The sequence below is a fragment of the Microbacterium terregens genome, assembly GCF_039534975.1.
Lineage (GTDB): Bacteria > Actinomycetota > Actinomycetes > Actinomycetales > Microbacteriaceae > Microbacterium > Microbacterium terregens.
In genome coordinates this window covers 2,157,345-2,182,273 of sequence record NZ_BAAAWH010000001.1, presented here as the reverse complement: position 1 = coordinate 2,182,273, position 24,929 = coordinate 2,157,345, and the positions used below count along the sequence as shown (strand labels likewise).

22 protein-coding genes, 2 tRNA genes and 1 pseudogene are annotated in these 24,929 nt (G+C 68.9%); 15 read left to right on the top strand and 10 right to left on the bottom strand.

Translation table 11 applies throughout. The features are described from left to right. Positions 1-3: 3 nt before the first annotated feature. The gene (locus ABD655_RS10010; protein WP_344715792.1) at positions 4-864 is read right to left on the bottom strand and encodes an acyl-CoA thioesterase; all 861 of its coding nucleotides are present in this window, start codon (positions 862-864) and stop codon (positions 4-6) included. Between the two features lie 141 nt (positions 865-1,005). Here ABD655_RS10010 and ABD655_RS10005 point away from each other — a divergent pair, with 141 nt between their 5' ends. Next, positions 1,006-1,680, top strand: a complete 675-nt coding sequence (locus ABD655_RS10005; protein WP_344713642.1) for a DUF8185 domain-containing protein — start codon at positions 1,006-1,008, stop codon at positions 1,678-1,680. On the opposite strand, the pseudogene ABD655_RS10000 reads toward ABD655_RS10005, so the two are convergent. The 6 genes and pseudogenes from ABD655_RS10000 to ABD655_RS09975 all read right to left on the bottom strand — a co-directional run. Next, a pseudogene (locus ABD655_RS10000) lies at positions 1,677-3,386 on the bottom strand (FAD-binding dehydrogenase); the annotation flags it as partial. The gene ABD655_RS10005 and the pseudogene ABD655_RS10000 sit on opposite strands and share 4 nt — an antisense overlap. Then, the gene (locus ABD655_RS09995) at positions 3,379-3,828 is read right to left on the bottom strand and encodes a globin (RefSeq protein WP_344713640.1); all 450 of its coding nucleotides are present in this window, start codon (positions 3,826-3,828) and stop codon (positions 3,379-3,381) included. The gene ABD655_RS09995 and the pseudogene ABD655_RS10000, both read right to left, overlap by 8 nt. Then, on the bottom strand, positions 3,825-4,895 hold the full coding sequence (locus ABD655_RS09990; RefSeq protein ID WP_344715789.1) for a mechanosensitive ion channel family protein: 1,071 nt from the start codon (positions 4,893-4,895) through the stop codon (positions 3,825-3,827). Before ABD655_RS09990 ends, ABD655_RS09995 begins: the two co-directional genes overlap by 4 nt. A 105-nt stretch (positions 4,896-5,000) precedes the next feature. Continuing rightward, positions 5,001-7,544, bottom strand: coding sequence for an aminopeptidase N (pepN, locus tag ABD655_RS09985; RefSeq protein WP_344713638.1), 2,544 nt, complete (start codon positions 7,542-7,544; stop codon positions 5,001-5,003). Positions 7,545-7,620: 76 nt separating this feature from the next. Then, a complete protein-coding gene (locus ABD655_RS09980; RefSeq protein WP_344713636.1) occupies positions 7,621-9,282 on the bottom strand; it encodes a SulP family inorganic anion transporter in 1,662 nt (553 codons plus the stop codon). Next, positions 9,279-9,644: an ArsR/SmtB family transcription factor gene (locus ABD655_RS09975; protein WP_344713634.1), complete on the bottom strand. Its 366-nt coding sequence runs from the start codon at positions 9,642-9,644 to the stop codon at positions 9,279-9,281. Before ABD655_RS09975 ends, ABD655_RS09980 begins: the two co-directional genes overlap by 4 nt. A 75-nt stretch (positions 9,645-9,719) precedes the next feature. On the opposite strand from ABD655_RS09975, the gene ABD655_RS09970 reads away from it, so the two are divergent. From ABD655_RS09970 to ABD655_RS09945, 6 genes are all read left to right on the top strand, one after another. Next, a complete protein-coding gene (locus ABD655_RS09970; RefSeq protein WP_344713632.1) occupies positions 9,720-10,265 on the top strand; it encodes a ribose-5-phosphate isomerase in 546 nt (181 codons plus the stop codon). After that, entirely contained in the window at positions 10,265-11,263 is a 999-nt protein-coding gene (locus tag ABD655_RS09965) for an Fpg/Nei family DNA glycosylase (protein ID WP_344713630.1), read from the top strand. The genes ABD655_RS09970 and ABD655_RS09965 overlap by 1 nt, the downstream gene beginning before the upstream one ends. Positions 11,264-11,293: 30 nt before the next feature. Continuing rightward, entirely contained in the window at positions 11,294-11,929 is a 636-nt protein-coding gene (locus tag ABD655_RS09960) for an FMN-binding negative transcriptional regulator (RefSeq protein ID WP_344713628.1), read from the top strand. After that, entirely contained in the window at positions 11,926-13,422 is a 1,497-nt protein-coding gene (locus ABD655_RS09955) for an amidohydrolase (RefSeq protein ID WP_344713626.1), read from the top strand. The genes ABD655_RS09960 and ABD655_RS09955 overlap by 4 nt, the downstream gene beginning before the upstream one ends. A gap of 143 nt (positions 13,423-13,565) precedes the next feature. Then, on the top strand, positions 13,566-14,936 hold the full coding sequence (locus tag ABD655_RS09950) for a sensor histidine kinase (protein ID WP_344713625.1): 1,371 nt from the start codon (positions 13,566-13,568) through the stop codon (positions 14,934-14,936). 20 nt (positions 14,937-14,956) lie between these two features. Then, positions 14,957-15,613, top strand: a complete 657-nt coding sequence (locus ABD655_RS09945) for a response regulator (protein ID WP_344713623.1) — start codon at positions 14,957-14,959, stop codon at positions 15,611-15,613. Positions 15,614-15,671: 58 nt separating this feature from the next. Here the strand turns inward: ABD655_RS09945 and ABD655_RS09940 are convergent, their stop codons facing one another. Next, positions 15,672-16,157: a Dps family protein gene (locus ABD655_RS09940; protein ID WP_344713621.1), complete on the bottom strand. Its 486-nt coding sequence runs from the start codon at positions 16,155-16,157 to the stop codon at positions 15,672-15,674. Between the two features lie 182 nt (positions 16,158-16,339). Here ABD655_RS09940 and ABD655_RS09935 point away from each other — a divergent pair, with 182 nt between their 5' ends. Genes ABD655_RS09935 through ABD655_RS09925 form a run of 3 tightly spaced genes read left to right on the top strand, consistent with a single transcriptional unit; the run spans position 16,340 to position 19,831 of the window. Continuing rightward, entirely contained in the window at positions 16,340-18,493 is a 2,154-nt protein-coding gene (locus tag ABD655_RS09935; protein ID WP_344713619.1) for an acyltransferase family protein, read from the top strand. A gap of 49 nt (positions 18,494-18,542) precedes the next feature. Continuing rightward, entirely contained in the window at positions 18,543-19,082 is a 540-nt protein-coding gene (locus ABD655_RS09930; RefSeq protein ID WP_344713617.1) for a gamma carbonic anhydrase family protein, read from the top strand. Further along, positions 19,079-19,831, top strand: a complete 753-nt coding sequence (locus tag ABD655_RS09925) for an SDR family oxidoreductase (RefSeq protein ID WP_344713615.1) — start codon at positions 19,079-19,081, stop codon at positions 19,829-19,831. Before ABD655_RS09930 ends, ABD655_RS09925 begins: the two co-directional genes overlap by 4 nt. A 12-nt stretch (positions 19,832-19,843) precedes the next feature. Here the strand turns inward: ABD655_RS09925 and ABD655_RS09920 are convergent, their stop codons facing one another. Together ABD655_RS09920 and ABD655_RS09915 are read right to left on the bottom strand one after the other, a co-directional pair. After that, positions 19,844-20,746 carry an alpha/beta fold hydrolase gene (locus ABD655_RS09920; protein WP_344713614.1) on the bottom strand — a complete coding sequence of 301 codons (903 nt, stop codon included), beginning with the start codon at positions 20,744-20,746 and terminating at the stop codon, positions 19,844-19,846. Positions 20,747-20,992: 246 nt separating this feature from the next. After that, positions 20,993-21,066: transfer RNA gene (locus ABD655_RS09915), tRNA-Gly, on the bottom strand. Between the two features lie 300 nt (positions 21,067-21,366). Between ABD655_RS09915 and ABD655_RS09910 the strand changes: the two genes are divergently transcribed. From ABD655_RS09910 to ABD655_RS09890, 5 genes are all read left to right on the top strand, one after another. Further along, positions 21,367-21,440: transfer RNA gene (locus ABD655_RS09910), tRNA-Pro, on the top strand. A gap of 74 nt (positions 21,441-21,514) precedes the next feature. Further along, a complete protein-coding gene (tig, locus tag ABD655_RS09905; protein WP_344713612.1) occupies positions 21,515-22,972 on the top strand; it encodes a trigger factor in 1,458 nt (485 codons plus the stop codon). A 76-nt stretch (positions 22,973-23,048) separates the two neighbouring features. Further along, on the top strand, positions 23,049-23,591 hold the full coding sequence (locus ABD655_RS09900) for a tetratricopeptide repeat protein (protein WP_344713610.1): 543 nt from the start codon (positions 23,049-23,051) through the stop codon (positions 23,589-23,591). 26 nt (positions 23,592-23,617) lie between these two features. Further along, positions 23,618-24,205: an ATP-dependent Clp protease proteolytic subunit gene (locus tag ABD655_RS09895; RefSeq protein ID WP_344713608.1), complete on the top strand. Its 588-nt coding sequence runs from the start codon at positions 23,618-23,620 to the stop codon at positions 24,203-24,205. A 31-nt stretch (positions 24,206-24,236) separates the two neighbouring features. Then, positions 24,237-24,908 (top strand): ATP-dependent Clp protease proteolytic subunit, encoded by a 672-nt coding sequence (locus ABD655_RS09890; protein WP_344713607.1) that lies wholly within the window; start codon positions 24,237-24,239, stop codon positions 24,906-24,908. Positions 24,909-24,929 lie beyond the last annotated feature (21 nt).

Below are 24,929 nucleotides of genomic sequence, written 5' to 3'. Positions count from 1 at the left end.
GGCTCAGCGCTCTTCCGACACTGCGGCCGGCACCCGCACCATGATCTCCTGCGCCACGCTCGCGATCAGCGTCCCGTCGCGCGCGTAGATGCGCCCGGTCGCCAGCCCTCGCCCGCCGCGTGCGCTGGGGGACTCCTGGACGTACAGCATCCAGTCATCGACCAGGCCGGGACGATGCCACCACATGGCGTGATCGAGGCTCGCGACCTTCAGCCCCGGCGTCGCCCAGGCGATGCCGTGGGCGCGCAGAATGGACTCCTGAATCGTCAGGTCGCTGAGATACGCCAGCACCGCCCGATGGATGTGCTGATCCGCGGGAATCGTCCGCCGCGTTCGCACCCAGACGGCCTGGTGCGCGGAGGGTTCGCCGTCCGCGGTGAGATAGATCGGCGACGGGACATGACGCAGATCGAGAGGACGATCCGCGAACAGCCGTCGCGACATCGGATGCACGCCCGCCAGATGGGCTTCGAGGTCAGGCAGGTCCTCCGCGGCGGGCAGCCCACTCGGCATCGGCTCCGCGTGCTCGATCCCCGGACCCTCGTCCTGGAACGACGCGATCATCGAGAAGATCGGTACGCCCTCCTGGTAGGCCTGCGTACGCCGAGTGGAGAAGGACCGCCCGTCGTGGATGCGATCCACGGCGAAGGTGATGCCTTTCGAGGCGTCACCGGGGCGGAGGAAGTACCCGTGCATGGAGTGCACCGCGCGTCCCTCGGGGGTGGTGCGCTCGGCGGCGACGATCGACTGAGCGAGCACCTGCCCACCGAAGACGCGACCGAACGGCATGGACTGCGAGACGCCGGTGAAGATGTCCTCCGTCGTCCGCGCACCCGAGTGAGACAGGTCGAGCACGGCGAGCATTGAGCCCACCGGATCAGGGTCGGGGGTGAAGTCGTCGGGACCGCGATCATCCGCGTCGGTCGCTGGCTTCTCTCGAGTCACAGGGTCTCTCGTCTCTCCGGCGGGGCGGCGATCCCTGCCATCGTTGGTAGTTTAGGTCGGATGTCGCAACGCCTGATCTTCACCGAAGCCGCCGCCGCAGCGGACGCGCTCACATTCGCCGGCCGCACGGCTCGCGTCGGCGACGGCGCGGTGCGGTTGCAGGCGGCCGGAGGCACGCTCGTGATGACGTCGGCTCCGTTCGCGCCGCGCGGGCTGCTCGACACGACGCCCACGGTGCTCGCGATGCGGACCGTGCCGGTCGATCCGGAGCTGGCCTGCGATGTGGTGATCGAAGCCTCCGAGCTGATCCCCGCGGATGATGATGCCACCCATCTGGTGCTTCCCGAGGTGGGTCTCTCGCCCGCGTGGACGGGCGTGACACCCCCGCGGGCGGGCTGGGTCCAGACGGCGACGATCGCGGCCTCCGTCCTCGCCGCCCGTGCGCAGTGGGGGATCGCCGCCGTCGCCGAGGCTCTCCCCGACGATCCCGGAGAGGATGCCGTCCGCTCTGTGCGCGCGTCCGTCTGGGGCGTGCCCGACGACACGCTGGAGGGTCTTCCGCTCGGCGTCGCCTTCGCCGCGTTCACGCTGGGTTTCATCGTCGACGACGAGGACGGGATCGTGCGCACCGGAGGCGCATGGACACGTCTCACTCTGCGCAGGGGTCACGTCCTGCTGCGTGGGCCGGCCCGCATCGGCATGACCGACGTGCGCGCGACGGGCGCAGCCGCCTAAACCCCGCCGGCCGCAGCTCGGCCCGCGATGCGCCCCGAGAAGAGGCATCCGCCGGCGAACGTCCCCTCGAGCGCGCGGTATCCGTGGACGCCGCCGCCGCCGAAGCCGCTGGCCTCGCCGGCGGCGTACAGACCGGGGACGGGCGCTCCGCCCGGTGCGAGGGCGCGGCTGTCCAGGTCTGTCTCGATGCCTCCCAACGACTTGCGCGTCAGGATGTGCAGCTTCACGGCGATGAGCGGACCTGCTTTCGGATCAAGTATCCGGTGAGGCTTCGCGGTGCGGACGAGGCGATCGCCACGATAGGCGCGCGCGGAGCGGAGCATCGCGATCTGCGCATCCTTGGTGAAGTCGTTCTCGATCTCGCGGTCGCGGGCTTCGAGTTCGGTGCGGACGCGCTCGGCGTCCAGGACCTCGCCTCCGGGCAGCGCCTGCATCCCCGCGATGAGGTCGTTCAGGCTGTCGCGGACCACGAAGTCGGCTCCGCCGTCCATGAACGCCTGGACAGGACTGGCGGCGCCCCTGCCGAGGCGGGACTTGAGCAGCAGCGGCACATCGCGGCCCGTCAGATCGGGGTTCTGCTCACTGCCCGAGAGCGTGAACTCCTTCTCGATGATCTCGCGTGACAGCACGAACCAGCTGTGGTCATGGCCGGTGGCGCGCAGATGCGCGAGCGTGCCGAGCGTGTCGAACCCGGGGAACAGCGGAACCGGCAGCCGTTGACCGGTGGCATCGAGCCAGAGGGATGACGGACCCGGCAGGATCCGGATGCCGTGATTCGGCCAGACCGGATCCCAGTTCTGAATGCCCTCCACGTAGTGCCACATCCGGTCGCCGTTGATGAGCCGTGCACCGGCCCGCTCCGAGACGGCGAGCATCGAACCGTCGACGTAGGCGGGGACACCCGAGAGCATGGCGGTGGGGGGCTCGCCGAGGCGCGCCGGCCATTGGGCGCGCACGAGATCGTGGTTCCCGCCGATGCCGCCGGACGAGACGATCGTCGCGCCCGCGGTGATCTCGAACGCGCCGACCACCTCGCGCGAGCTCGCCATGCCGCGGGCGGTGCCGGAGGGAGCGAGGATGTCGCCGGCAGCCCCGGTCACGACCCCGTCCGCGGTCACCAGTGTCCGCACGCGGTGGCGGGGCAGAATCGTCACTCGACCGCGGGCTTCGCCGTCCTCGACCGCGGCTTGGAACGGCGCGACGACGCCGGGGCCCGTGCCCCACGTGATGTGGAAGCGGGGAACCGAGTTGCCCGGTCCGGTTGCGGTGTAGCCGCCGCGCTCGGCCCAGCCGACCACGGGGAAGAACCCCATGCCCTTCTGCCGGAGCCAGGCGCGCTTCTCTTCGTGCGCGAACTGCAGATACGCCTCCGCCCAGCGCCGCGGCCACGCGTCGTCGTCACGGTCGAAGCCGGCGGTGCCGAACCAGTCCTGGTGCGCGAGCTCGAACGAGTCCTTGATGCCCATGCGGCGCTGCTCGGGCGAGTCGATGAAGAACAACCCGCCGAAGGACCACCAGGCCTGCCCGCCCAGGTTCGTGCGGGGCTCCTGGTCGACGATGACAACGCGCTTGCCCGCCGCGACAGCCTCCGCGGCGGCGACGAGGCCCGCCAGACCCCAGCCGATCACCAGGACGTCGGCGGTTTGGGAGGTGGGGGATGCGGGCATGGCGACTCCTTCGTCGGTGCGGTGCTCTTCGTCAGTGCGGCGGTGTCTGCGGCGACAGGGGAAGGGAGGTGCCGCTGCGACCGTCGGCGGAGGGCCCGATCCCGGCCGGCTCGAAGGTGTTGACCATCGCGAAGGCGGCCCGCTCCAGGTAGTCCCAGAGCGTCTCCTCGTGCAGCGGCGACAGACCGAGTTCGTCGACGGCCACGCGCATGTGCGCGAGCCAGCGGTCGCGCGCGTCCGGGTCGACGTGGAACGCCGCGTGCCGCATCCGCAGTCGGGGGTGGCCGCGCTGCTCGCTGTAGGTGCCCGGGCCGCCCCAGTACTGCTCGAGGAACATCGTCAGGCGCTCTTTGGCGGGGGCGAGGTCCTCCTCGTACATCGGGCGCATCACCGGGTCGTCGGCGACGCCGCGGTAGAAGGTGTCGACGAGTCGGACGAACGTCTCGTGCCCGCCGATCTCGTCATAGAAGCTGATGCTCATGCGGATCCCTCGGGGTTCTGGGGTGACTGCTTCGGCGTGCGCTTCGGACGCCAGATCGGCCGCTCCGGCGCCGACGGGGCGGTGGTGATGTTCGTGGGCCGCGTCTTCGGTGGGTTCGCGCCGCGTACCCGCTGCGCTCCGTCCAGGCCGGTCAGTGTGATCGAGTTGAGCTGGGGGAGCGACAGCCCCATGTCCTCGACTGCCTTCAGCACGCGCATGCGCAGTTCTCGCGCCACGTCATCCTTTGCATTGGCGCGGGTCTTCATCACGAGCCGGATGACCAGCGCGTCACCGGAGACGGACTCCAGACCCCAGACCTCGGGCTTGTCGATCACACGGGTGCGCCATTTCGGATCCTTCGCGAGGTCCTTCATGGTCTCCAGCATCGTCGCCTCCACCTCGGAGATGTCGGCGCCGACCGGCAGGGCCAGGTCCACGATCACCCGCGACCAGCCCATCGACATGTTGCCGATCCTCGTGATCTCGCCGTTGCGCACGTACCAGAGCGTGCCGTTGACGTCGCGGACGGTGGTGACACGGACGCTGACGTACTCGACGATCCCCGTGGCGAGCCCGAGGTCGACGACGTCGCCGATGCCGACCTGGTCTTCCGCGACGATGAAGATGCCGTTGAGCACGTCCTTGACGATGTTCTGGGCGCCGAATCCGAGCCCGGCGCCGATGGCGGCCGTGAGCAGGGTCAGCGAGGCCAGGGCGTTCGGAGCGAGCACGTTCACGATCAGCAGCAGCGTGACGATGACGATCGACACGTTCACGATGTTCTGCAGAATCGACCCGAGGGTACGGGTCCGCTGCACGAGGCGGATCGACGCGAGCGGTGAGCGATCCAGGGCCTGGGTGTCATCGACGTTCGCTTTGCTCTTGGCGCCGTTGACGATGCGTCCGACCACGCGCCGGATCACGAACCTCAGGATCCAGCCGATGATGACGGCGCCGAGCACGATGCCGAGCACACGGGCGACGTTCCATCCTGCGTCGCCGAAGAAGCGACCTACCTGGCCCCAGAACTCGGGGTCGGTGATCGGTGGGTCGACAGCAGTCCACATCATCGTCACGATCCTAGTTCGAGGCCCCTCGGCGGGACCTGTGCGCCGTGCGGCGGAGCGCACGATGCCCCGGCCGTCGTCGACGACCGGGGCACCGAATCGGGGCTACTCCGCGTCGCGATCCTGCACTGCCAGCGCGCGTTCCACCCCGGCGAGGTTCTCGTCCACCAGGCGGCGCAGCGCGGGCGCGGCGTCCTGGTTCGCCGCGAGCCACGCGCGGGTCGCATCGCGAAGCGCGAGGTTGGCCAGCGGCGCAGGATACAGCCCGACGATGATGTACTGCGCGATCTGGTACGAGCGCGAGTTCCAGATCGGCAGCAGCATGTCGAAGTACGGCTGGACGAACTCGCCCAACTGGCCGACGGTGGCCGGATGCTGGAATCCCAGGGCGGTCGAGCGCACGATCGTGTTCGGCTGGTCGTCGTTCTCGATGATCGAATTCCACGCGGCGCGTTTGGTCGCCGGCTGCGGAATCGACGCCTTCGCCTGAGCTGCGAACTCTCCGCCCTTGGCGGTGTTGTCAGCGGCGAGGGCCTCATCGATCGTCTTCTCGTGCGCGACTTCGCCCGCAGCGAGGGAGATGAGCAGCTGCCAGGACAGGTCCGTGTCGATCTCCAGCCCCTCCAGCGCCCGCTCGCCGTCGCGCAGCGCCGCCACGATCGCCCAGTGCTCGGGGGTCGACGCCGCAGTCGCGAATGCCGTCACGAACTGGAGCTGACTGTCACTGCCCGGCTCGGCCGCCTGCGCGAGGGCCCACAGTCCGTCCGCGACCTTTGCGCGCGTCGCCGAGCGCTTCTCGGGCGCCACGTAGGTGTTCGCCGCGAGCTGCAGCTGCGCGAGGGTCGTGCGAACCGTCGTGGATTCCGTCTCGCTGCCGATGTTGCGCAGTACGAGATCGATGTATGCGCTGGGGGAGGACTCGGCATCCCTCGTCTGATCCCACGCCGCTCCCCACACGAGCGAGCGCGCGAGGGGGTCGGCGATCCGGCCGAGGTGCTCGATCGCGGTTTCGAGGGAGCGCTCGTCGAGCCGGATCTTCGCGTACGCGAGATCTTCGTCGTTCAGGAGCACGAGGTCCGGGCGCCGCTGGCCCTTCAGCTCGGGCACCTCGGTGAGGTCGCCGTCGACATCCAGCTCGACGTGGTGCACCCGCTCGAGCGCACTGTCGGTGACGTTGTAGAAGCCGACCCCGAGGCGGTGCGGGCGGATCGTCGGGTAGTCCGCCGGCGCGGTCTGCGTGATGGCGAAGCGGGTGATGGTGCCCGCCGCGTCCTCGTGGATCACCGGGGAGAGCGTGTTCACCCCAGCGGTCTCGAGCCACTTCTTGGACCACGTCCCGAGCTCTCGGCCGCTGGTCGCCTCGAGCTCGGACAACAGGTCGGACAGCTCGGTGTTGCCCCACTCGTTCTTCCGGAAGTACTGCGCGACCCCGGCGAAGAACGCCTCGATGCCCACCCAGGCGGCCAGCTGCTTGAGCACCGAACCGCCCTTGGCGTAGGTGATGCCGTCGAAGTTGACCTGGACGTCTTCGAGATCGGTGATCTCTGCGACGACGGGATGCGTCGAGGGGAGCTGGTCCTGGCGGTAGGCCCAGGTCTTCTCCATCGCGTTGAACGTCGTCCATGCCTCGGTCCACTCGGTGGCCTCGGCGGTGGCGATCGTCGACGCCCACTCGGCGAAGGACTCGTTGAGCCAGAGGTCGTTCCACCACTTCATGGTGACGAGGTCGCCGAACCACATGTGGGCCAGTTCGTGCAGGATGGTCACCACGCGCCGCTCTTTGGTCGCGTCGGTGACCTTGCTGCGGAAGACGTAGGACTCGGTGAATGTCACCGCGCCGGCATTCTCCATCGCACCCGCGTTGAACTCCGGGACGAAGAGCTGGTCGTACTTGGCGAACGGGTACGGGTAGTCGAACTTCTCCTCGTAGTACGCGAAGCCCTGCCGGGTCTTCTCGAAGATGTAGTCGGCATCCAGGAACTGCCACAGGCTCCTGCGTGCGTACACGCCGAGCGGGATGACGCGGCCTGAAGCGCTCGTGAGCTCGGAGAAGACCTCCTCGTACGGGCCGGCGATGATCGCGGTGATGTAGGAGGAGATCGGCGGCGTCGGATCGAACGTCCACGTCGCCTGTCCATCGCCGTGCTTCTTCGGCTCGGGCGTCGGCGAGTTGGAGACGACCTTCCACTGCTCGGGGGCGGTGACGGTGAATTGGAACGCGGCCTTCAGATCGGGCTGCTCGAAGACGGCGAAGACGCGCCGGGAATCGGGGACCTCGAACTGCGAGTACAGGTAGACCTCGTCGTCGACGGGGTCGACGAACCGGTGCATTCCCTCGCCGGTGTTCGTGTACAGGCAGTCGGCGTCCACGATCAGCTGGTTCTCACGCTCGAGCCCGGTCAGGGCGATGCGCGAGTCGGCGAACGCCGCGAGGGGAACGTCGCGGCCGTTGAGCGTGATCGAGTGGACCTCGCGCGCGATCAGGTCGATGAAGGTGTCGGCGCCCTCCGTGGCGGAGAAGGTGACGACCGTGCGGGAGCCGAAGACTTCGGGGCCCTTCGTCAGGTCGAGTGCGACGTCGTACGAGTGGGTGTCGACGATCGCGCGGCGCTCCTGCGCCTCGATGCGGGTGAGGTTCTCTCCAGGCACGGCAGCTCCCGATGTGTAGGGGTCGGATGTCACGAGAGCGGCGGATGGCCGACGCTGGCAACCTCCCCAGCCTACGTCAGCGCGTGCTTCCGTGACCGGCCGCGTCGCGGGCGACATGGCTGCGTGCGTGCGCGACCGCGGGGGCGAGTTCGTCGAAGAGATGTTTGCTGTGTCGCAGCGAGCTGAGGACGCCCACGGTGGTGAACAGCTCCGCATGGCCCTCGCGGACGCCCTTGATCAGTACGGTCACGCCGCGGCGCTCGAGCTGCTTCACGATCTCCGTCAGCACGTGCGCGCCGGTCGCGTCGACCAGCTCCAGCTGGGACATCCGCAGGATCACGACGGCCACACCGTCCAGTGCGGTGACCTCGGCGAGCACCCGGTCCGCCGCCGCGAAGAACAGCGGGCCGTCCAGACGGATGACGGCGATGCGGTCGTCGCCCGCCTCGGGAGCCCCCTCGATCGGCTCGCGGTGGACGCCGGTTGCGCGTGAGAGGCCGCGGATCGCGAAGAAGCCCGCCACGACCATCCCGAGGATCACCGCGACGATGAGGTCGACAGAGACGGTGATGACCGCGGTCACCACGTACGCCAGCGCGTCTGCGCGGGTGGAGCGCAGGATCGATCGCGCCGTCGCCAGGTGCACCATTCGGATGGCGGTGACCATGAGCACTCCGGACAGCGCCGCCAGCGGAATCGATCCGACGGGTCCTGCGGCGACCATGACCACGAGGAGAAGCACCCCGGCGTGCGTGACGGCGGCCAGCCGCGACTTCGCTCCGGCACGCACGTTCACCGCGGTCCGCGCGATGGCTCCGGTCGCCGGCATCCCACCGAACAGGCCGGCACCGATCGAGGCCAGCCCCTGGCCGACCAGCTCGCGATCGGGGTCGTACGCGCCGGTGTCGGCAAGGGATGCGGCAACCCGCGCGGAAAGCAGCGATTCGATCGCGGCGAGCGCCGCCACCGCCACGGCGGGAAGCAGCAGCGCGCTCAGGGTGTCCGGTGACAAGGCCGGCAGCGCGGGCATCGGGAGGCTGTGCGGCAGGCCCCCGATCACGGCCAGAGGTGACGGGAGGAACAACACGGCGACGGTGACCAGCACGATGCCGACGAGGGAGCCGGGGATCGACGGATGCAGCAGAGGCAGCAGGAACATGCAGGCGGCGACGATGACGACGGCGCCCAGCGCCCAGGCGAGGTACACCGGCTCCGCCGCGGCGAGGGAGGAGACCGCCGCCAGGACGACGTTCGTGTGGGCGACGGCATCCGACGCGCCTCCGGCGAGCACGGGAACCTGCTGCAGAAAGATGATGACCGCGATGCCGAGCGTGAACCCCTCGATCACCGGCCAGGGGATGAACGAGACCGCGCGGCCGAGATGGATTGCGCCGGCGACAACGACGATGATGCCGGCCATCACGCTCACCAGGGCCACCGCCGCCATCCCGTGGGAGGCCACGATCGGAGCCAGGACCACCACCATCGCGCCCGTGGGGCCGGACACCTGCACGTGGGAGCCGCCGAACACCGCCGCGATCACGCCCGCCACGATGGCGGTGATGAGCCCGGCCTCGGCGCCGGCGCCCGACGCGACGCCGAAACCGAGGGCGAGGGGCAGCGCGACGATTCCGACGGTGACCCCGGCGATCAGATCGCCGCGCCATGTTCGTCCCACCCCGGCGTAGTCGCGGGCAGAGGGCAGCAGGGCGCGCACGTAGTTCGCGACGGCGCTCATGTCGCGGACCCCACTGGAGGCAGCGCGGCGGCGTCGGCTGCACGTGCGCCATCGGCGGACACGATACGCAGCAGCAGACCTCGCGCAGTCGTCAGCAGTTCGGAGACCTCCGCGTAGGCGAGTCGGTAATACACATGGCTGCCCCGGCGATCGGACACGACGAGGTGGTGATGGCGCAGCACGGTCAGGTGCTGGGAGAGGTGCGAGGCCTCGAGGTCGGTATCAGCCTGCAGCTGTGCGACGGACAGTTCCACCTCGTTCGAGAGCAGTTCGAGGATGCGGATGCGGATCGGATGCGAGAGGCCTTTGAACAGCCCCGCTTTGACCTCGTACAGAGGACGTTGCTGCGGATCGAATGACATGATGATTTCATCATATCGCGTTTCCACCTCCGGACCGCCCGCCCGCGCCTCGCCCGGCTCCCTAGACTGAGGCTCATGCGCATCCACATCGCGACCGACCATGCCGGCCTCGAGTTCTCCACCCAGTTGCAGCACCACCTGGCGGGTCAGGGTCACGACGTCGTGGACCACGGTCCTCTCGATTACGAACCCCTCGACGACTATCCGGCGTTCTGCGTCCGCGCCGCTCAGGGAGTCATCGCCGACCAGGAAGCCGGAATCGACGCACTCGGCGTCGTCTTCGGCGGCTCGGGGAACGGCGAGCAGATCTCCGCGAACAAGGTGCGCGGCATCCGGGCTGCACTGGTGTGGAGCATCGCGACGGCCGAGCTCGCGCGCGAGCACAACGACGCGAACGTCATCGCGATCGGGGCGCGTCAGCACACGTTCGAGGAGGCGGCATCGTTCATCGACCGCTTCGTCGCCACGCCCTTCTCGGGTGAGGAGCGCCACGCGCGCCGCATCGCCCAGATCGCCGCCTTCGAGCAGGACGGGTCGCTCGAGCCGGACCCGCGTGCAGCGGTGGGCCAGCCGGACGTGCTCGCCGCCGACGACAGCTCGTTCGACCCCGAAGCCGGCTGATGCCGGAGGGGCATTCCGTTCACCGGATCGCGCGACAGTTCGACCGGAACTTCGTCGGGCGCACAGTCACGGCATCCAGTCCTCAGGGGAGGTTCGCCGAGGGTGCGCACGTCCTGACCGGGCGCGCGGTCACGGCGGTCCGCGCCGTCGGCAAGCAGATGTTCCTCGAGTTCGACGACGATCTGTGGCTCCGCGTCCACCTCGGCATGTACGGCGCGTGGGATTTCGCCGGTGAGATCGTGGTGGACCCGACGATCGCATCGGCGAACGGCAGGATGGGCCAGACCAACCAGCGCGGCACGGCTCTGGATGTGCCCATTCTGGATGCCGCCGGCGAGAACTCGCTGACCTCGATCGGGGCACCGCGCCGAGCTCGCGTGCACGTGCGCATGTCCGAGCAGACGACCGGCCTGGCCGATGACGGCGACTCCTGGCCCCCGGCGGTGGTGGGTCAGGTCCGGCTGCGACTTCTCACCGACGTCACCTGCGCCGATCTGCGCGGGCCGACCGCCTGCGAGCTGCAGACGCCGGATGAGGTCGCCGCGACGATCGCGAAACTCGGCCCCGACCCGCTGGTGGACGATGTCTCGGAGGGCGAGGAGCTGTTCGTCGCGGTGGTGCGGCGCAAGCCGACCCCGGTGGGCCAGCTGCTGATGGATCAGACCGTGGTCAGCGGGATCGGCAACGTGTACCGCGCGGAACTGCTCTTCCGCGCCCGGCAGAACCCGCACACGCCGGGGCGGAACGTTCCTGACGAGGTGCTGCGGCACCTCTGGCGGGATTGGTTCTACCTCCTCGCGATCGGGGTGGAGACCGGCCAGATGATGACGATGGACGACTTGGATCCCGACGCATACCGCGCGGCGATGGCCAGTCGTGACGATCGCCACTGGGTCTATCACCGCGCCGGGCTGCCGTGCCGGGTGTGCGGCACCACGATCGTCGTGGAGGAGATGGCAGCCCGCAAGCTGTACTGGTGCCCCTACTGCCAGAGATGACGCGCGCCGACGGACCGTAGCATGGGCAGCATGCGTCAGAACCCGAGCTTCGCCATGACGGATGTCGCGGAGCTGCGTCGCCTCATCGACCAGAATCCATGGGCGACCCTCGTGAGTCACACACCCGAAGGTCTCGTGGCGTCGCACTACGCCGTGCTGCTGGATGAGGACCGAGACGACCTCACGATCGTCGGCCACGTCGGCAAGCCCGACGACATGATCCACGGACTGGGCGAGCGAGAGCTGCTGATCGTCGTGCAGGGTCCGCACGGCTACATCTCGCCCGGTTGGTACGGCGACGTGCAGAGCGTCCCGACCTGGAACTTCGTGTCCGCCCACCTGTCCGGCGTTCCCGAAGTGCTCACGCCCGAGGAGAACCTCGCCGTGCTCGACCGCCTGGTCGCGCGTTTCGAAGCGCGCATGCCGGAGCCTCGCATGATGTGGGAGCGCCCCAACGACCCCGCCTTCGTGCAGCGACTCGAGCGAGGCACCGTCGGATTCCGACTGACCCCCGCGAAGATCCTCGCCAAGCGCAAGCTCAGCCAGAACAAGGACACGGAGGTCGTCGAGACGGTGATCACGCACCTGCAGGCAGACGGACCCTACGCCAACCCCGCGTTGGCGGCCGAGATGCGCCGCGCCCACGACGCGATGGCGCGCGCGTGATCGGTGCGACGGTCGGCACGATCGCCGGAGTCCGGGTTTCGGGTGCGAGCCGTGCTCTACTTCCGACGGACGGTGCCGTCGATGTCTTCCTGAACGGCGGGATCATCTCCGACATCGCGCCGGCGGGCGTCATGCCCATGCGCGGCGAGGTACTCGACGCGGACGGCGGCTGGCTGATCCCCGGTCTGTGGGATCACCACGTGCATGTTCTGCAGTGGGCTCTCGTGGCCCAGCGTGTGCCCCTCGCGACCGCGCATTCCGCTGCGCACGCCGCGCGCATGATGGCAGAGGTGCCCGCTCTGGCAGACGGTCGCCGCGTCGGCACCGGCTTTCGCGACGCGCTCTGGCCCGACGTTCCGAGCCTGGACGTGCTCGACGCCGCCACCGGAGAGGTCCCGACCTACCTGATCAACGCCGACGTGCACAGCGTGTGGCTGAACACCGCCGCGCTGCGCCGTGAAGGGTACGAACCCGACGGCATCGGCATCCTGCGTGAAGGCCCGGCCTTCGAGATCTCGCGGCGCCTCAACGACGTGGACCCCGTCGCCGGGGACGCCTGGGTCGCGCAGACCGCTCGGGATGCGGCGGCGCGGGGAGTCGTGGGGATCGTCGACCTCGACATGGCGTGGAACGAGTCCGCGTGGGCTCGACGCCTGAGTGCCGGCTTCGACGCGCTGCGCGTGGAGTTCGGCATCTACCCGGAGTTCTTGGATCGCGCGATCGCCGAGGGGCTGCGCAGCGGCGATCCGGTCCGTGGTGCGGCGTCCGGCCTCGCCCGGGTCGGATCTCTCAAGGTGATCACCGATGGGTCGCTCGGCACTCGGACGGCGGCGTGCTCGCACGCCTACCCGGGCGATCCGCACAACCACGGGGTACTCGCCGTGGACCCGGCCGCCCTGCGCGAGCTGATGACCGCCGCAACCGGGGCAGGGCTCGCCTGTGCCATCCACGCCATCGGCGACACGGCGAACTCCCACGCGCTGGACGCCTTCGCGCTCACGGGCGCGGTCGGCACGATCGAGCACGCGCAGCTGGTCGCGCACGCCGACATCCCGCGCTTCGCGCGCCTCGGTGTCGGAGCCAGCGTGCAGCCCGAGCACGCGGTCGAGGACCGCGATCTCACCGACGCGATCTGGGCCGAGCAGACCGCACTGCCGTACCCGCTGCGCGCGCTGGCCGACTCCGGCGCGAATCTGCTGTTCGGCTCCGACGCGCCCGTCTCGCCGCTGGACCCGTGGGCTGCCATCGCTGCCGCGACCTTCCGCACGCGCGACGGCAGGCCCCCGTGGCATCCGGAGCAGGGCGTGGATGCCGCGACCGCGCTGGCCGCGTCCACCCACGGCGGCTCGACCTCGGCGGCCGTGATCGAACCGGGTGCCCGCGCCGACCTCGTCCTGGTGGAACGTGACCCACTCGCCGCATCCGAACCCGAGCTGCGCGCCATGGGGGTCGCCGCGACGCTTCTCGGAGGCCGCGTGACCCACCGCGTGTAATGAACGGGCCGCGTACGGACAGGCCGGCCGCGACCGCTCGCTCACCTTCGGGGGTCAGCACCCCTCGCGATCGGGGTGGCGCCGGGGTGCCCCACATCGCCTGCGACGGCAACGCTGGAGGCATGTCGATGACGGAGAGAGCGATGACCACGAGCAGCACCGAGCCGGCCGCAACGGGATGGGCGGCATACGCACAGGCCTGGAGGTACGTGCCGGGACGGGCGGTCTACCTCCTGGTCGTGTTCGTCCTGGCGATCACCGGACTGAGCGTGCTGGCCGCGTTGTTCTGGACCGGCGTCGGGCTGGCGCTGCTGATCGTCGGTCTGCCGATCATCGTCCTGTCCTTGTTCGTCGCGCGCGGCTTCGGCGCGGCCGATCGATACCTGCTCGGCATGACCGGACTGCCCGAGGTCGTGGAGCCGGAATGGAACCGCGATCGTGAGGACTCCGAAGGGTTCTGGTCGACGCTGACCCGACCGCTGCGCAACGGCCACTACTGGACCTCTCTCATCCACGGCATGATCGTCAGCCCGATCGTGAGCATCGTCACGTTCGCGTTGACGGTGGCGTGGCTCAGCATCAGCGTGGGTGGTCTCACGTACTGGTTCTGGGGGGCGTTCGTCCCGCGCGGAGACGGCGGCGCATGGGGGCAGTACGTCTCCGCCGCAGTGCCCTGGCTGTTCGGGGGCTGGTCGGGCTGGGCGGTCGAGGTTCTTCTGTACCTGGTGGCGGGCGCGCTGTTCGCCGTCACGCTGCCGTGGGTGATGAGCGGCCTCGCCCGGGTTCACCACGCCCTCGCTCGCGGGCTCCTGGGCCGCTGGCCCAGCGACGACATGGCCGCTGAGGCGCGCGCCGAGGCGCTCGCGCGCACCGCGGCCGTGCAGGCCGAGGGCGCCGGGCTGCGACGCCTGGAGCGCGACATCCACGACGGGCCCCAGCAGAGGCTCGTGCGGCTGCAGATGGACCTGGCGGCTCTGGAGCGGCGCGCGGCGGCGGGGGATTCGGATGCCGCGGCAGATCTCGCACGCGATGCTCGTGGGCACGCGAAGGCCGCGCTGGACGAGCTGCGTGCCCTCTCCAGCGGTGTCGCGCCTCCGCTCCTGCAGGATCGCGGCCTTTCCGCCGCATTGGCGGCTGTGGCCGGCAGCGCTGCCGTGCCGGTCACGGTGGACATCGATCCCGCGATCGATGCGGTCGTGCCGCAGGAGATCGCGCGAACGGTGTACTTCGTGGTCGCGGAGCTGCTCACCAACGCGGTGAAGCACGCCGACGCCTCGGCGGCGACGCTCAAGGTCGCGATCCGCGGCGACAGCACCCCGCCGATGCTGGACGTATGGCTGGTCGACAACGGCCGCGGGGGAGCGCATATGACTCCGGGCCATGGTCTCGAAGGACTCCGCGATCGCATCGCCGGCCTCCGCGGTGTTCTCATCGTGCAGAGTCCGCCCGGCGGCCCCACGTCGATCGGTGCCCACATCCCGATTCCCCACACGGTCGGTGGGACGCCGCGATGACCGACGCCTATCCTGAGGCCATGTCCGGGCAGCCCCTGCGCGTCGTCCTCGTCGAGGATTCCGTTCTGCTGCGCGAGGGTCTGGTACGACTGTTCGACGAGGCCGGGTACGTGACGGCCGGCGCGTTCGGAGACGCGGAGGACATCGTTCGGCGCGTGCGCGACGCGGCGGCGGATGTCGCGATCCTGGACGTGCGGCTGCCGCCCTCGTTCCGAGACGAGGGCATCAGGGCCGCGGTGCGACTGCGCGCCGAACTGCCTGATCTGGGCATCCTGGTCCTCAGCCAGTACGTCGAGGACGTGTACGCGCGAGAGCTGCTCTCAGCGGGAGAGGGCGGTGTCGGGTACCTGTTGAAGGACCGGGTCACCTCGCTCGAGGAGTTCACGGATGCCGTCCGCAGGGTGCACGCGCGCGGGACGGTGCTGGATCCGCTCGTCGTGCAGGGGCTGCTCGCGAACCGGTCCGATCCGCTCGCCGCCCTGACACCGCGCGAACGGGACGTGCTCGAACTGATGGCGGAGGGACGCAGCAATGCGAGCATCGCGGGCCGGCTGTTCATCGGCGTCGGGGCCGTCGAGAAGAACGTGAGCGGGATCTTCGCGAAGCTCGGATTGGAGGAATCGACGACCGAGCATCGTCGCGTCCTCGCGGTCATCGCGTACCTGCAACGGGTCTGAACACGACGAAGCCCCCGGACTCGAAAGATCCGGGGGCCTGGTCACGCAGAAGTCAGTGCTACTCAGCGAGATGTGCGAAGAGGAACCAGCGGTCCTTGTCCAGCGACTCGCGGATCGTGATCGCCACGTCCTGGCTGGCGAGGTCGACCTCATCGAGTCCATCGATGGCGGCCTTCACATCGATCAGCACCGCGTCCATGTCGGCGATCACTCCGCGGATCATGTCCTCCCACTGCGTGAAGCCGGCCGGCACCTGCGTGGCAGGAGCCTTGGCCGCCACCGTCGACAGGCGGGCGTCGATCGGCAGCCCGAGCGCGACGATCCGCTCGGCGGCGAGGTCGGCGCCGTCCTGCGCGTGAGCCACGATCGTGTCCAGAAGCTCGTGGATCGCGATGAAATTCGCGCCGCGCACGTTCCAGTGCGCCTGCTTGCCGTTCACGGCGAGCGCCTGCAGCCCGATGGCAACCGGGGTGAGGAACTGGGCCGCGCCGGCGGCGACCGTCGGATCGGCGGCTGTTGCGGGGGTTGTCTGCATCTTGGTCATCTGTACGCCTCCATCTGGGCATCGCATGCGCTTTCGGGCGCTATCTGCCTGCCTCGAGCAACGCTACTCAGCGCGGCACATTCCGCAAGCAAGCACAGGCTGGGCTAACACGCGCGAGCTCACCTCGACGGCGCTCGACGGGTCAGGCGTGGATGCCGGGACTCAGCGACTAACGTCGAGGGGTGCCCTCCGCCGACCATGACCTCGGACCGCAGCATCTGGCCGATCCTTCGCGCCCGGTTCGGCGCGAGCCGACCGATCGCTCGCCGGAGCACGCGGAGCCGTCGCGGTTCATCCCGCACGTTCAGGGTCTGCGGGCCATCGCCGTGCTGGCGGTCGTGCTCTACCACTTCTGGCCGGCGAGGTTCTCGGGCGGATACGTCGGCGTGGACGTCTTCTTCGTCATCTCCGGCTTTCTGATCACGGCTCACCTCATGCGGGAGCTGACCGCCACGGGTACCGTCCGGCTCGGGCAGTTCTGGGGGCGTCGAGCGCGGCGGCTGCTGCCGGCATCCCTTCTCGTCCTTCTCTTCTGCGCCCTCGTCGCGATGTCGCCGTACCTGACACCCACCTCCGCCCTGCCGAACGAGGTGCGCGAGATCCTCGCCTCGACCTTCTACGTCGAGAACTGGTACCTGGCACTGAACTCTGCCGACTACCTGAACCACGGCGGGGATCCGACGACGGTCCAGCACTACTGGTCGCTGTCGCTGGAAGAGCAGTTCTACGTGATGTGGCCGCTCATCATGCTGCTGGCCGCATGGGTCGCGGTGAAGTGGTTCCGGGGGTCGCGTCGCCGCGCGGTCATCATCGCCCTGGCCGCGGTGACCGCGATCTCGTTCGTCTTCTGCGTGGTCTTCACGATGACCGACCCGGCACCGGCGTACTTCGTGACATTCGGGCGCATGTGGCAGTTCGGGGTCGGTGCGATGGTCGCCCTCGTTCCGGCGCTGCGCATCCGCAACGCGGTGGGGAGCTTCCTGCTGGGCTGGGCGGGCATCGCCGTGCTGGTGTTCGTGATCTTCCGCTTCGACGGCCAGACGCCGTTCCCCGGCTACGCGGCAGCGCTGCCGACACTGGGCGCCGCCGCGGTGATCGCGGCATCCAACACCGAGCGGTGGTGGTACCCGACGCGGCTGCTCGCCCTGCGACCCGCGCAGTTCGTCGGTGACATCTCGTATTCGCTGTACCTGTGGCACTGGCCGCTGATCATCATCGCCCCGTCCGTGCCCTTCTGGGGGCTCACGATCTATCACCGTGTCGCGCTCCTGGGAATCTGCTTCATCCTGGCCTGGCTGACCAAGCGATTCGTCGAGGATCCCGCGCGCGGGTGGAAAGTGCTCACCTCGCGGCCCGCGCGGGTGACGCTGTGGGCGTCACTGGCCGCGATGCTCGCGGTCGCCGGAACGGCCGGCCTCGCGTGGGCCGTCAACGCTCCGGCATACACCGACGGGGTGCGCGCGATCCAGGAGCTGCGCGAGGATCCCCCCGAATGCTTCGGCGCGGCGGTCGTACTCGATACCGCCTGCGAGGGCACCGACTTCGGCGAGACGATCCTGCCGGCGCCCGGTTTCGCCGGCGTCGATCGTCCCACCGACGAGCAGTGCTTCGTGCAGCTGAACGACGCGCGGCCGGTCTCGTGCGAGTTCGGATCGGATGCTGCCGACGCCCCCCGCATCGCGCTCATCGGCGACAGCCACGCCTACCAGCTGCTCTCGACATTCCAGCGCATGGCCGACGAGAACGGCTGGCACCTGGTGACCTACTTCAAGGGCGCGTGCCCGTGGAACACCACCCCGCTCTCCACCCCCGGCGCGTTCGGCGCCGCCTGCACCGAATGGCGCGACGGCGTGCGCGCGCAGTTGGCCGAGCGCGACCTGGATGCCGTCTTCACCGCCGCGATCGCCACGACCCCCTATTCCTCCGCCGGGTACGACTCGGTGCAGGACGCGGCCGTCGCGGGCTATCGGGACGCCTGGGGCGAAGTGCTCGACCGCGGCATCCCGGTCGTGACCGTGGTGGACAACCCGGTCTGGGAGACCGACCCCAACAAGTGCCTGCGCACGCGCGGGATGGCGGAGTGCGACGGTCCTCGCTCAGAGCTGATGGTCGCCGACGATCCCTTACGGGACGCCGCGACCGGCGTGGCGGGCGTGACGCTTCTGGACTTCACGGACGTCTTCTGCGGTGACGAGACCTGCGCACCCGTCGTGGGCGGCGCGAACGTCTATCGCGACCAGGACCACCTCACCGTGACCTTCGCCGACACGCTTGCTCCGTGGTACGTGAAGGCGCTGCAGGACGCGCTCACGGCGGGGGTTGCCCGGGCGGGATGAGCGGCGCAGGCGCGCGGCGGGGTGCGGACACGGCGATATGGTCGAAGGCATGACCGTCTCCTCCCAGGCCTCCGTCCTTCCCCTCGACGGCGCCGTACCGGACCTTGCAGAGACCTCGTTCGTGGCGGCCGGCGCTCGCATCATCGGGGCGGTGACCCTCCGCGACGGCGCCAGTGTGTGGTACAACGCGGTCCTGCGGGCCGATGGTGACAGCATCACGATCGGCGCGGGCAGCAACATCCAGGACAACGTGTCGCTCCACGTCGACCGCGGCTCCCCGGTCGTCATCGGCGAGAACGTGTCGGTCGGCCACAACGCCGTCGTCCACGGCTGCACGATCGGCGACGGCTGCCTGATCGGGATGGGCAGCGTCATCCTCTCCGGCGCTGTCATCGGCGACGGGTGTCTGGTGGCCGGCGGCGCGGTCGTCCTCGAGGGAGCGGTCATCCCCGCCGGATCCCTGGTCGCGGGGGTGCCCGCGAAGGTGCGCCGGGAACTGACCGCGGGGGAGCGCGAGAGCATCCTGCGCAACGCCGACGGCTACCGCGCGCACAGCGTTCGCCACGCCGGGGCCGAGTCGAACGCATGAGTCGACCCGTCGCGCTGGTCACCGGCGTCGGCCGCCCTCAGGGCATCGGGGCGGGCATCGTGCGCGTACTGGCGCGCGAGGGCTGGGATCTGGTGCTGAGTCGATGGCAGCCTGCCGACGAGGCGGTGTTCGGTGCCGACGCCGCTGCCGGCCTCGAGTCCGTGATCGCCCAGGCGCGCGACGAGGGTGCGCGCGTCGTGGACGTGCCGGTCGACCTCGAGCGAGCGGATGCCGCGGCATCCCTTTTCGCCACCGCCCGCGCCGAACTCGGCGAGGTCGCAGCGCTCGTCCTGTCGCACGCGTGGGACATCGAATCCGGCATCCTGGACACGACCGTGGAGGAGTTCGACCGTCACTTCGCGATCAACGCGCGCGCCGGCTGGCTGCTGATCCGCGAGTTCGCGCGACAGGCGGATGCCGGCGGGGCGATCGTCGCGCTCACGAGCGATCACACGACGGGCAATCTGCCGTACGGTGCCAGCAAAGCCGCCCTGGATCGCATCGTCATCTCCGCCGCCCGGGAACTGGCGCCGCGGGGGATCTCGGCGAACGTGCTCAATCCCGGTCCGATCGACACGGGCTGGATGACGGACGAAGTGCGCGACGTGCTGACCGGCATGCAGCCCGGCGGGCGGCTGGGCGCGCCCGCGGAGGTCGCGGAGGTCGTCGCGTTCCTGGTCTCCGCGCGCGGCCGGTGGGTCACCGGCCAGCTCCTGAGCGCCGACGGCGGCTTCTCGATCTCGATCTGAGACGCTGCGCGCTCAGTCGTCGGTGGCCACCGGGTGGTAGGCACCGCGATGGATCTCGTAGACGCGCGCTGCGGACTGGCTCGGTACGTCCACGATCGGGCGATCGTCCATGAACAGGCGGATGATGTGCGCCAGCTCGGTGGGGTGACTGAAGTTGATGGCGTGGGCCGCACCCTCCAGCACCACGACCAGGACGTGGTTCTGATCCTGCGATGCGACTTCCTTGATGCGCGCCGGTCCGGGCAGCAGCGGATCGCGCGTTCCGAGCACGACCAGCGTCGGGACCCGCAGCTCGAGCAGGCGCTGCAGCGACGGGTAGCGGGTGAGGGCCCGGAACATCCTGAAGGTGCTGGGCACCCCGAAGCGGAGATAGTCCGGCGTCGCGACGGTGATCATCTTGCGCGGCTCGCGGCCGCCATCACGGGCGAGCTGACCCACCGCGCGACGGAGGGGCTGATTGTGGATGCCGCCCGCCGGCGAGACGAGCACCGCGCGTTCGAGCCGCTCAGGGTAGTGATGCGCGAATTCGACGATCACCGGGCAGCCCATCGAGTTGCCGACGAGGCTGGTCGTCGCGACTCCCCGTGCGTCGAGGAAGCGTGCCGCGGAGTGCGCGAGGTCGGGGATGTCCAGTCCGCTGCCCGCCTTCCCGCTGCGACCGAATCCGGGAAGGTCCGGGACGAGGGTGTGGAACTCGTCGGCCAGCAGCTCCGCGGTCGGCAGCAGGTAGCGTCCGGAGAGCCCGAAGCCGTGCAGGTGGGTCATGACACGCGCATCCGGCGGGTTCGCCGACTCCCGGTAGAACACGTCCACGCCGTCGACCATCGTCCAGCGTTCCGCCAGGCTCGACGCCGGACGACGAGGATGCATGCGCGCCCGATGACGGTAGGAGGCTTTCTCGGGGTTCTTGGCCATCGCGATGTCCTTCCCGCGTGACGAGGAAGATCCACCTGGAAGCTCCCAGACGGGCGGGGCGCTGTCAATGGTGGTCGCAACGGGCGGCCTTGGAGGGGCTGACGGGAATCGAACACTCCGCCACTCCACTCACCGGCTGCGCCGGCGTGTGGAGCCGCCGGCGGAGCGGGACCCCCGAAGCGGATCGCTTCCTACGGAATCCGCACGAATGCCCTCCCGCGCGACCTGAGTCGCACGTGAGGGCATTGGAGGGGCTGACGGGAATCGAACCCGCATCATTAGTTTGGAAGACTAAGGCTTTACCACTAAGCTACAGCCCCGCATCCGACGAGTTGCCGTCGGAGAGGAGTATTCAGTTGTCGGCCGAGAGTCGCACTCCGTATCGGCAAGTCACGGCATCGTCGATTCTATGACATGCCGAACCGATCTCTCTGACACGGGCCACGTGGGCATGCGCCTCGCGGAGTCAGGAGATTGAGCCAGATCAGGACGATTCTGGTGAGATTCTCCTGATCCCGCGATTTTTCCTGTTCTCGTGACGCCCCGCGTTCAGGTGACGCACCCGCGGTTCGGCTAGACTTCTGGGGGCCGATCAGCACGTGTTCGCTTGTGCACCCGCCCGGGGCGTAGCTCAGCTTGGTAGAGCGCCCGCTTTGGGAGCGGGAGGCCGCAGGTTCAAATCCTGTCGCCCCGACGTAACGGTCCCACATACCCAGACCTTCAGCTGCCGCGCTGGCACGCGGTCGATCACGAGGAGAACGAACAGGCATGGTCAATAGCACCGTCGAGAAGCTCACCCCGACCCGGGTGAAGCTGCACATCACGGTTTCGCCCGATGAGCTCAAGTCGAGCATCGCTCACGCATATGAGCACATCGCGCAGGACGTGCAGATCCCCGGTTTCCGCAAGGGCAAGGTTCCGGCCCCCATCATCGACCAGCGCGTCGGTCGTACCGCTGTGCTCGAGCACGCGGTCAGTGAAGGGCTGGACACCTTCTACCGCGAGGCGGTCGAGGCCAACGAGCTGCGCGTCCTCGGCCGTCCGAACGCCGACGTCGTGGTGTGGCCGAACGAGAAGGACTTCTCCGGCGACCTCGAGGTCGAGGTCGAAGTGGATGTCCGCCCCGACTTCGAGCTGCCCGCCTTCGAGGGAACCACGATCGAGGTCGACGCCATCGAGGTCGACGAGGCCGCGATCGACGAGGAGCTCGACCGCCTGCGCGCGCGCTTCGGAACGCTCGTGACCGTCGACCGTCCGGCAGCGACCGGCGACTTCGTCGAGCTGAATCTCGTCGCCACCATCGACGGCACCGAGATCGATCGCGCCGAGGGCATCTCGTACGAGGTCGGCTCCGGCGAGCTTCTCGAGGGCATCGATGAGGCGATCGACTCCCTCACCGCGGGTGAAGAGACGACGTTCCGCTCCACGCTCATCGGCGGCGACCACGCCGGCGAAGAGGCGGAGGTGGCCGTGGTGGTCACCGCCGTCAAGGAACGCGAGCTTCCCGAGGCCGACGATGACTTCGCGCAGATCGCCAGCGAGTTCGACACGCTCGCCGAGCTGCGCGACAGCCTGAAGGACCGCGTCGCGCAGCAGTCGACCTTCACCCAGGGATCCGCCGCCCGCGACAAGCTCGTCGAGCAGCTGCTCACGCAGGTCGAGATCCCGGTGCCCCCGAAGCTGATCGAGGACGAGGTGCACACTCACCTCGAAGGCGAGAACCGCCTCGAAGACGACACGCACCGCGCCGAGGTCACCGAGGCGAGCGAGAAGCAGTTCCGCACCCAGATGCTGCTGGACGCCATCGCCGAGAACCTCAACGTCTCGGTCTCGCAGGACGAGCTGACCCAGTACCTGGTGCAGTCCGCCGCTCAGTACGGCATGGCCCCGCAGGACTTCATCGAGGCACTGCAGAAGAACAACCAGCTGCCGTCGCTGGTCGGCGAGGTCGCGCGCAACAAGGCTCTCGCCGTCGCGCTCGGCAAGGTCAAGGTCGTCGACACCACCGGCGCGACTGTCGACCTGACCGGCTTCGTGTCGGTCGAGGACGAGGCCGCCGCTGAGGATCAGGTCGTCGAAGAGGCCGAGGAGATCGCGGATGCCGCTGCCGAGGCCGACGTCGTGATCGGAGCCGAAGAAGAGCCGAAGAAGGCCGCCAAGAAGGCCCCGGCCAAGGCCGCCGCCAAGAAGGCCCCGGCCAAGAAGAAGGCCGCAGAGAAGGAGTAGTCGCCGACACCGGCGATGATGGGGACGGATGCCGCGGCATCCGTCCCCTCTTTTCGTGGGCGGTATGGGAGCAGATGTGAGCGATTGGGAGGACCGCGTCGCCGCGGTCTGGGCGGATGATTCACTGCGCGACGAGCAGGTGATGGCGCGGATCGACGCCCTCGCGGCCGAACGCCCTCAAGGCGACGCGCGGGCCCTGTTCGAACGGGCCGGGTCGCGCGATGCAGCCGGGCACGAGGCCGAGGCGGAGCCCCTTTACCGCGCGGCTCTCGCCGCCGGCCTGGACGAGAAGCACCGCACGCAGGCGGTCATCCAGTTGGCCAGCACGATCCGCAACCTCGGTCGCATCGACGAGGCCGTTGGTCTGCTGCGCGCGGAGTATGAACGCGGTCCCGGCGCTCCGCTGCATGACGAGGTCGCCGCGTTCCTCGCGCTCGCCCTCGTCTCGTCCGGCAACGAGCGGGAGGCGGCATCCGTCGCGCTTCTCGCGCTCGCGCCGCACCTGCACATGTACACGCGGTCGGTGCTCGGGTACGCCGAGGATCTCGTCCGGGGCGGCGGATACTCTGCCCAGGGCGAACACGGCCGGGTCGGATGCGACGCGCCGGTAGATTCGTAGCCACGACCACCGAATCAGGAGTGAACATGGCCGAACCCCTTGTCGCTACCAGCGTCTTCGACAGGCTGCTGAAAGACCGCATCATCTGGCTGGGCTCGGAGGTGCGTGACGACAACGCGAACGAAATCTGCGCAAAGATCCTCCTCCTCGCCGCAGAGGACCCGGAGAAGGACATCTTCCTGTACGTGAACTCTCCCGGCGGCTCGATCACCGCCGGTATGGCGATCTACGACACCATGCAGTTCGTCCCGAACGACATCGTGACCGTAGGCATCGGCATGGCCGCGTCCATGGGCCAGCTGCTGCTGACCAGCGGAACGAAGGGCAAGCGATACATCACGCCCAACGCGCGAGTGCTTCTGCACCAGCCGCACGGCGGCTTCGGCGGCACCTCCAGCGACATCCAGACGCAGGCGCAGCTCATCGTCTCGATGAAGAACCGCCTCGCCGAGATCACCGCTGCACAGACCGGCAAGACCGTCGATCAGATCAACGAAGACGGTGACCGCGACCGCTGGTTCACCGCCCAGGAGGCGCTCGAGTACGGCTTCGTCGACCACATCCGCGCCCATCTCGGCGACGTCGTCGGCGGCGGCGGAACTGACCAGGAGTGAGCGAAGGCGAATGAGAAGGAACAACAGCGACATGAGCATCCCCACCTTCGGCGGCACCGCAGGCAACGGCCTCGCCCTGCCCTCGAGCCGGTACATCCTGCCCCAGTTCGAGGAGCGCACCGCCTACGGCTACAAGCGCCAGGACCCCTACAACAAGCTGTTCGAAGATCGCGTGATCTTCCTCGGCGTGCAGGTCGACGACGCGTCGGCCGATGACGTCATGGCGCAGCTCCTCGTCCTGGAGAGCCAGGACCCGGACCGCGACATCATCATGTACATCAACTCGCCCGGTGGCTCGTTCACCGCGATGACGGCGATCTACGACACGATGCAGTACATCTCGCCCCAGATCCAGACCGTGGTTCTCGGGCAGGCGGCTTCGGCTGCGGCCGTGCTGCTGGCCGCAGGCGCACCGGGCAAGCGCCTTGCGCTGCCCAACGCGCGCGTCCTGATCCACCAGCCGTCGATGGGCGAGGCCGGCCACGGCCAGGCGTCGGACATCGAGATCCAGGCGGCCGAGATCCTGCGCATGCGGACGTGGCTCGAAGACACGCTCTCCAAGCACACCAACCGTGCGGTCGAAGAGATCAACCGCGACATCGACCGCGACAAGATCCTCGACGGCAAGCAGGCGGTCGAGTACGGTCTGGTCGACCAGGTGCTCACCACGCGCAAGCGCATCCCCGCCGCGCTGACCAAGTAGCAGATGACCGGAACGCCCCGC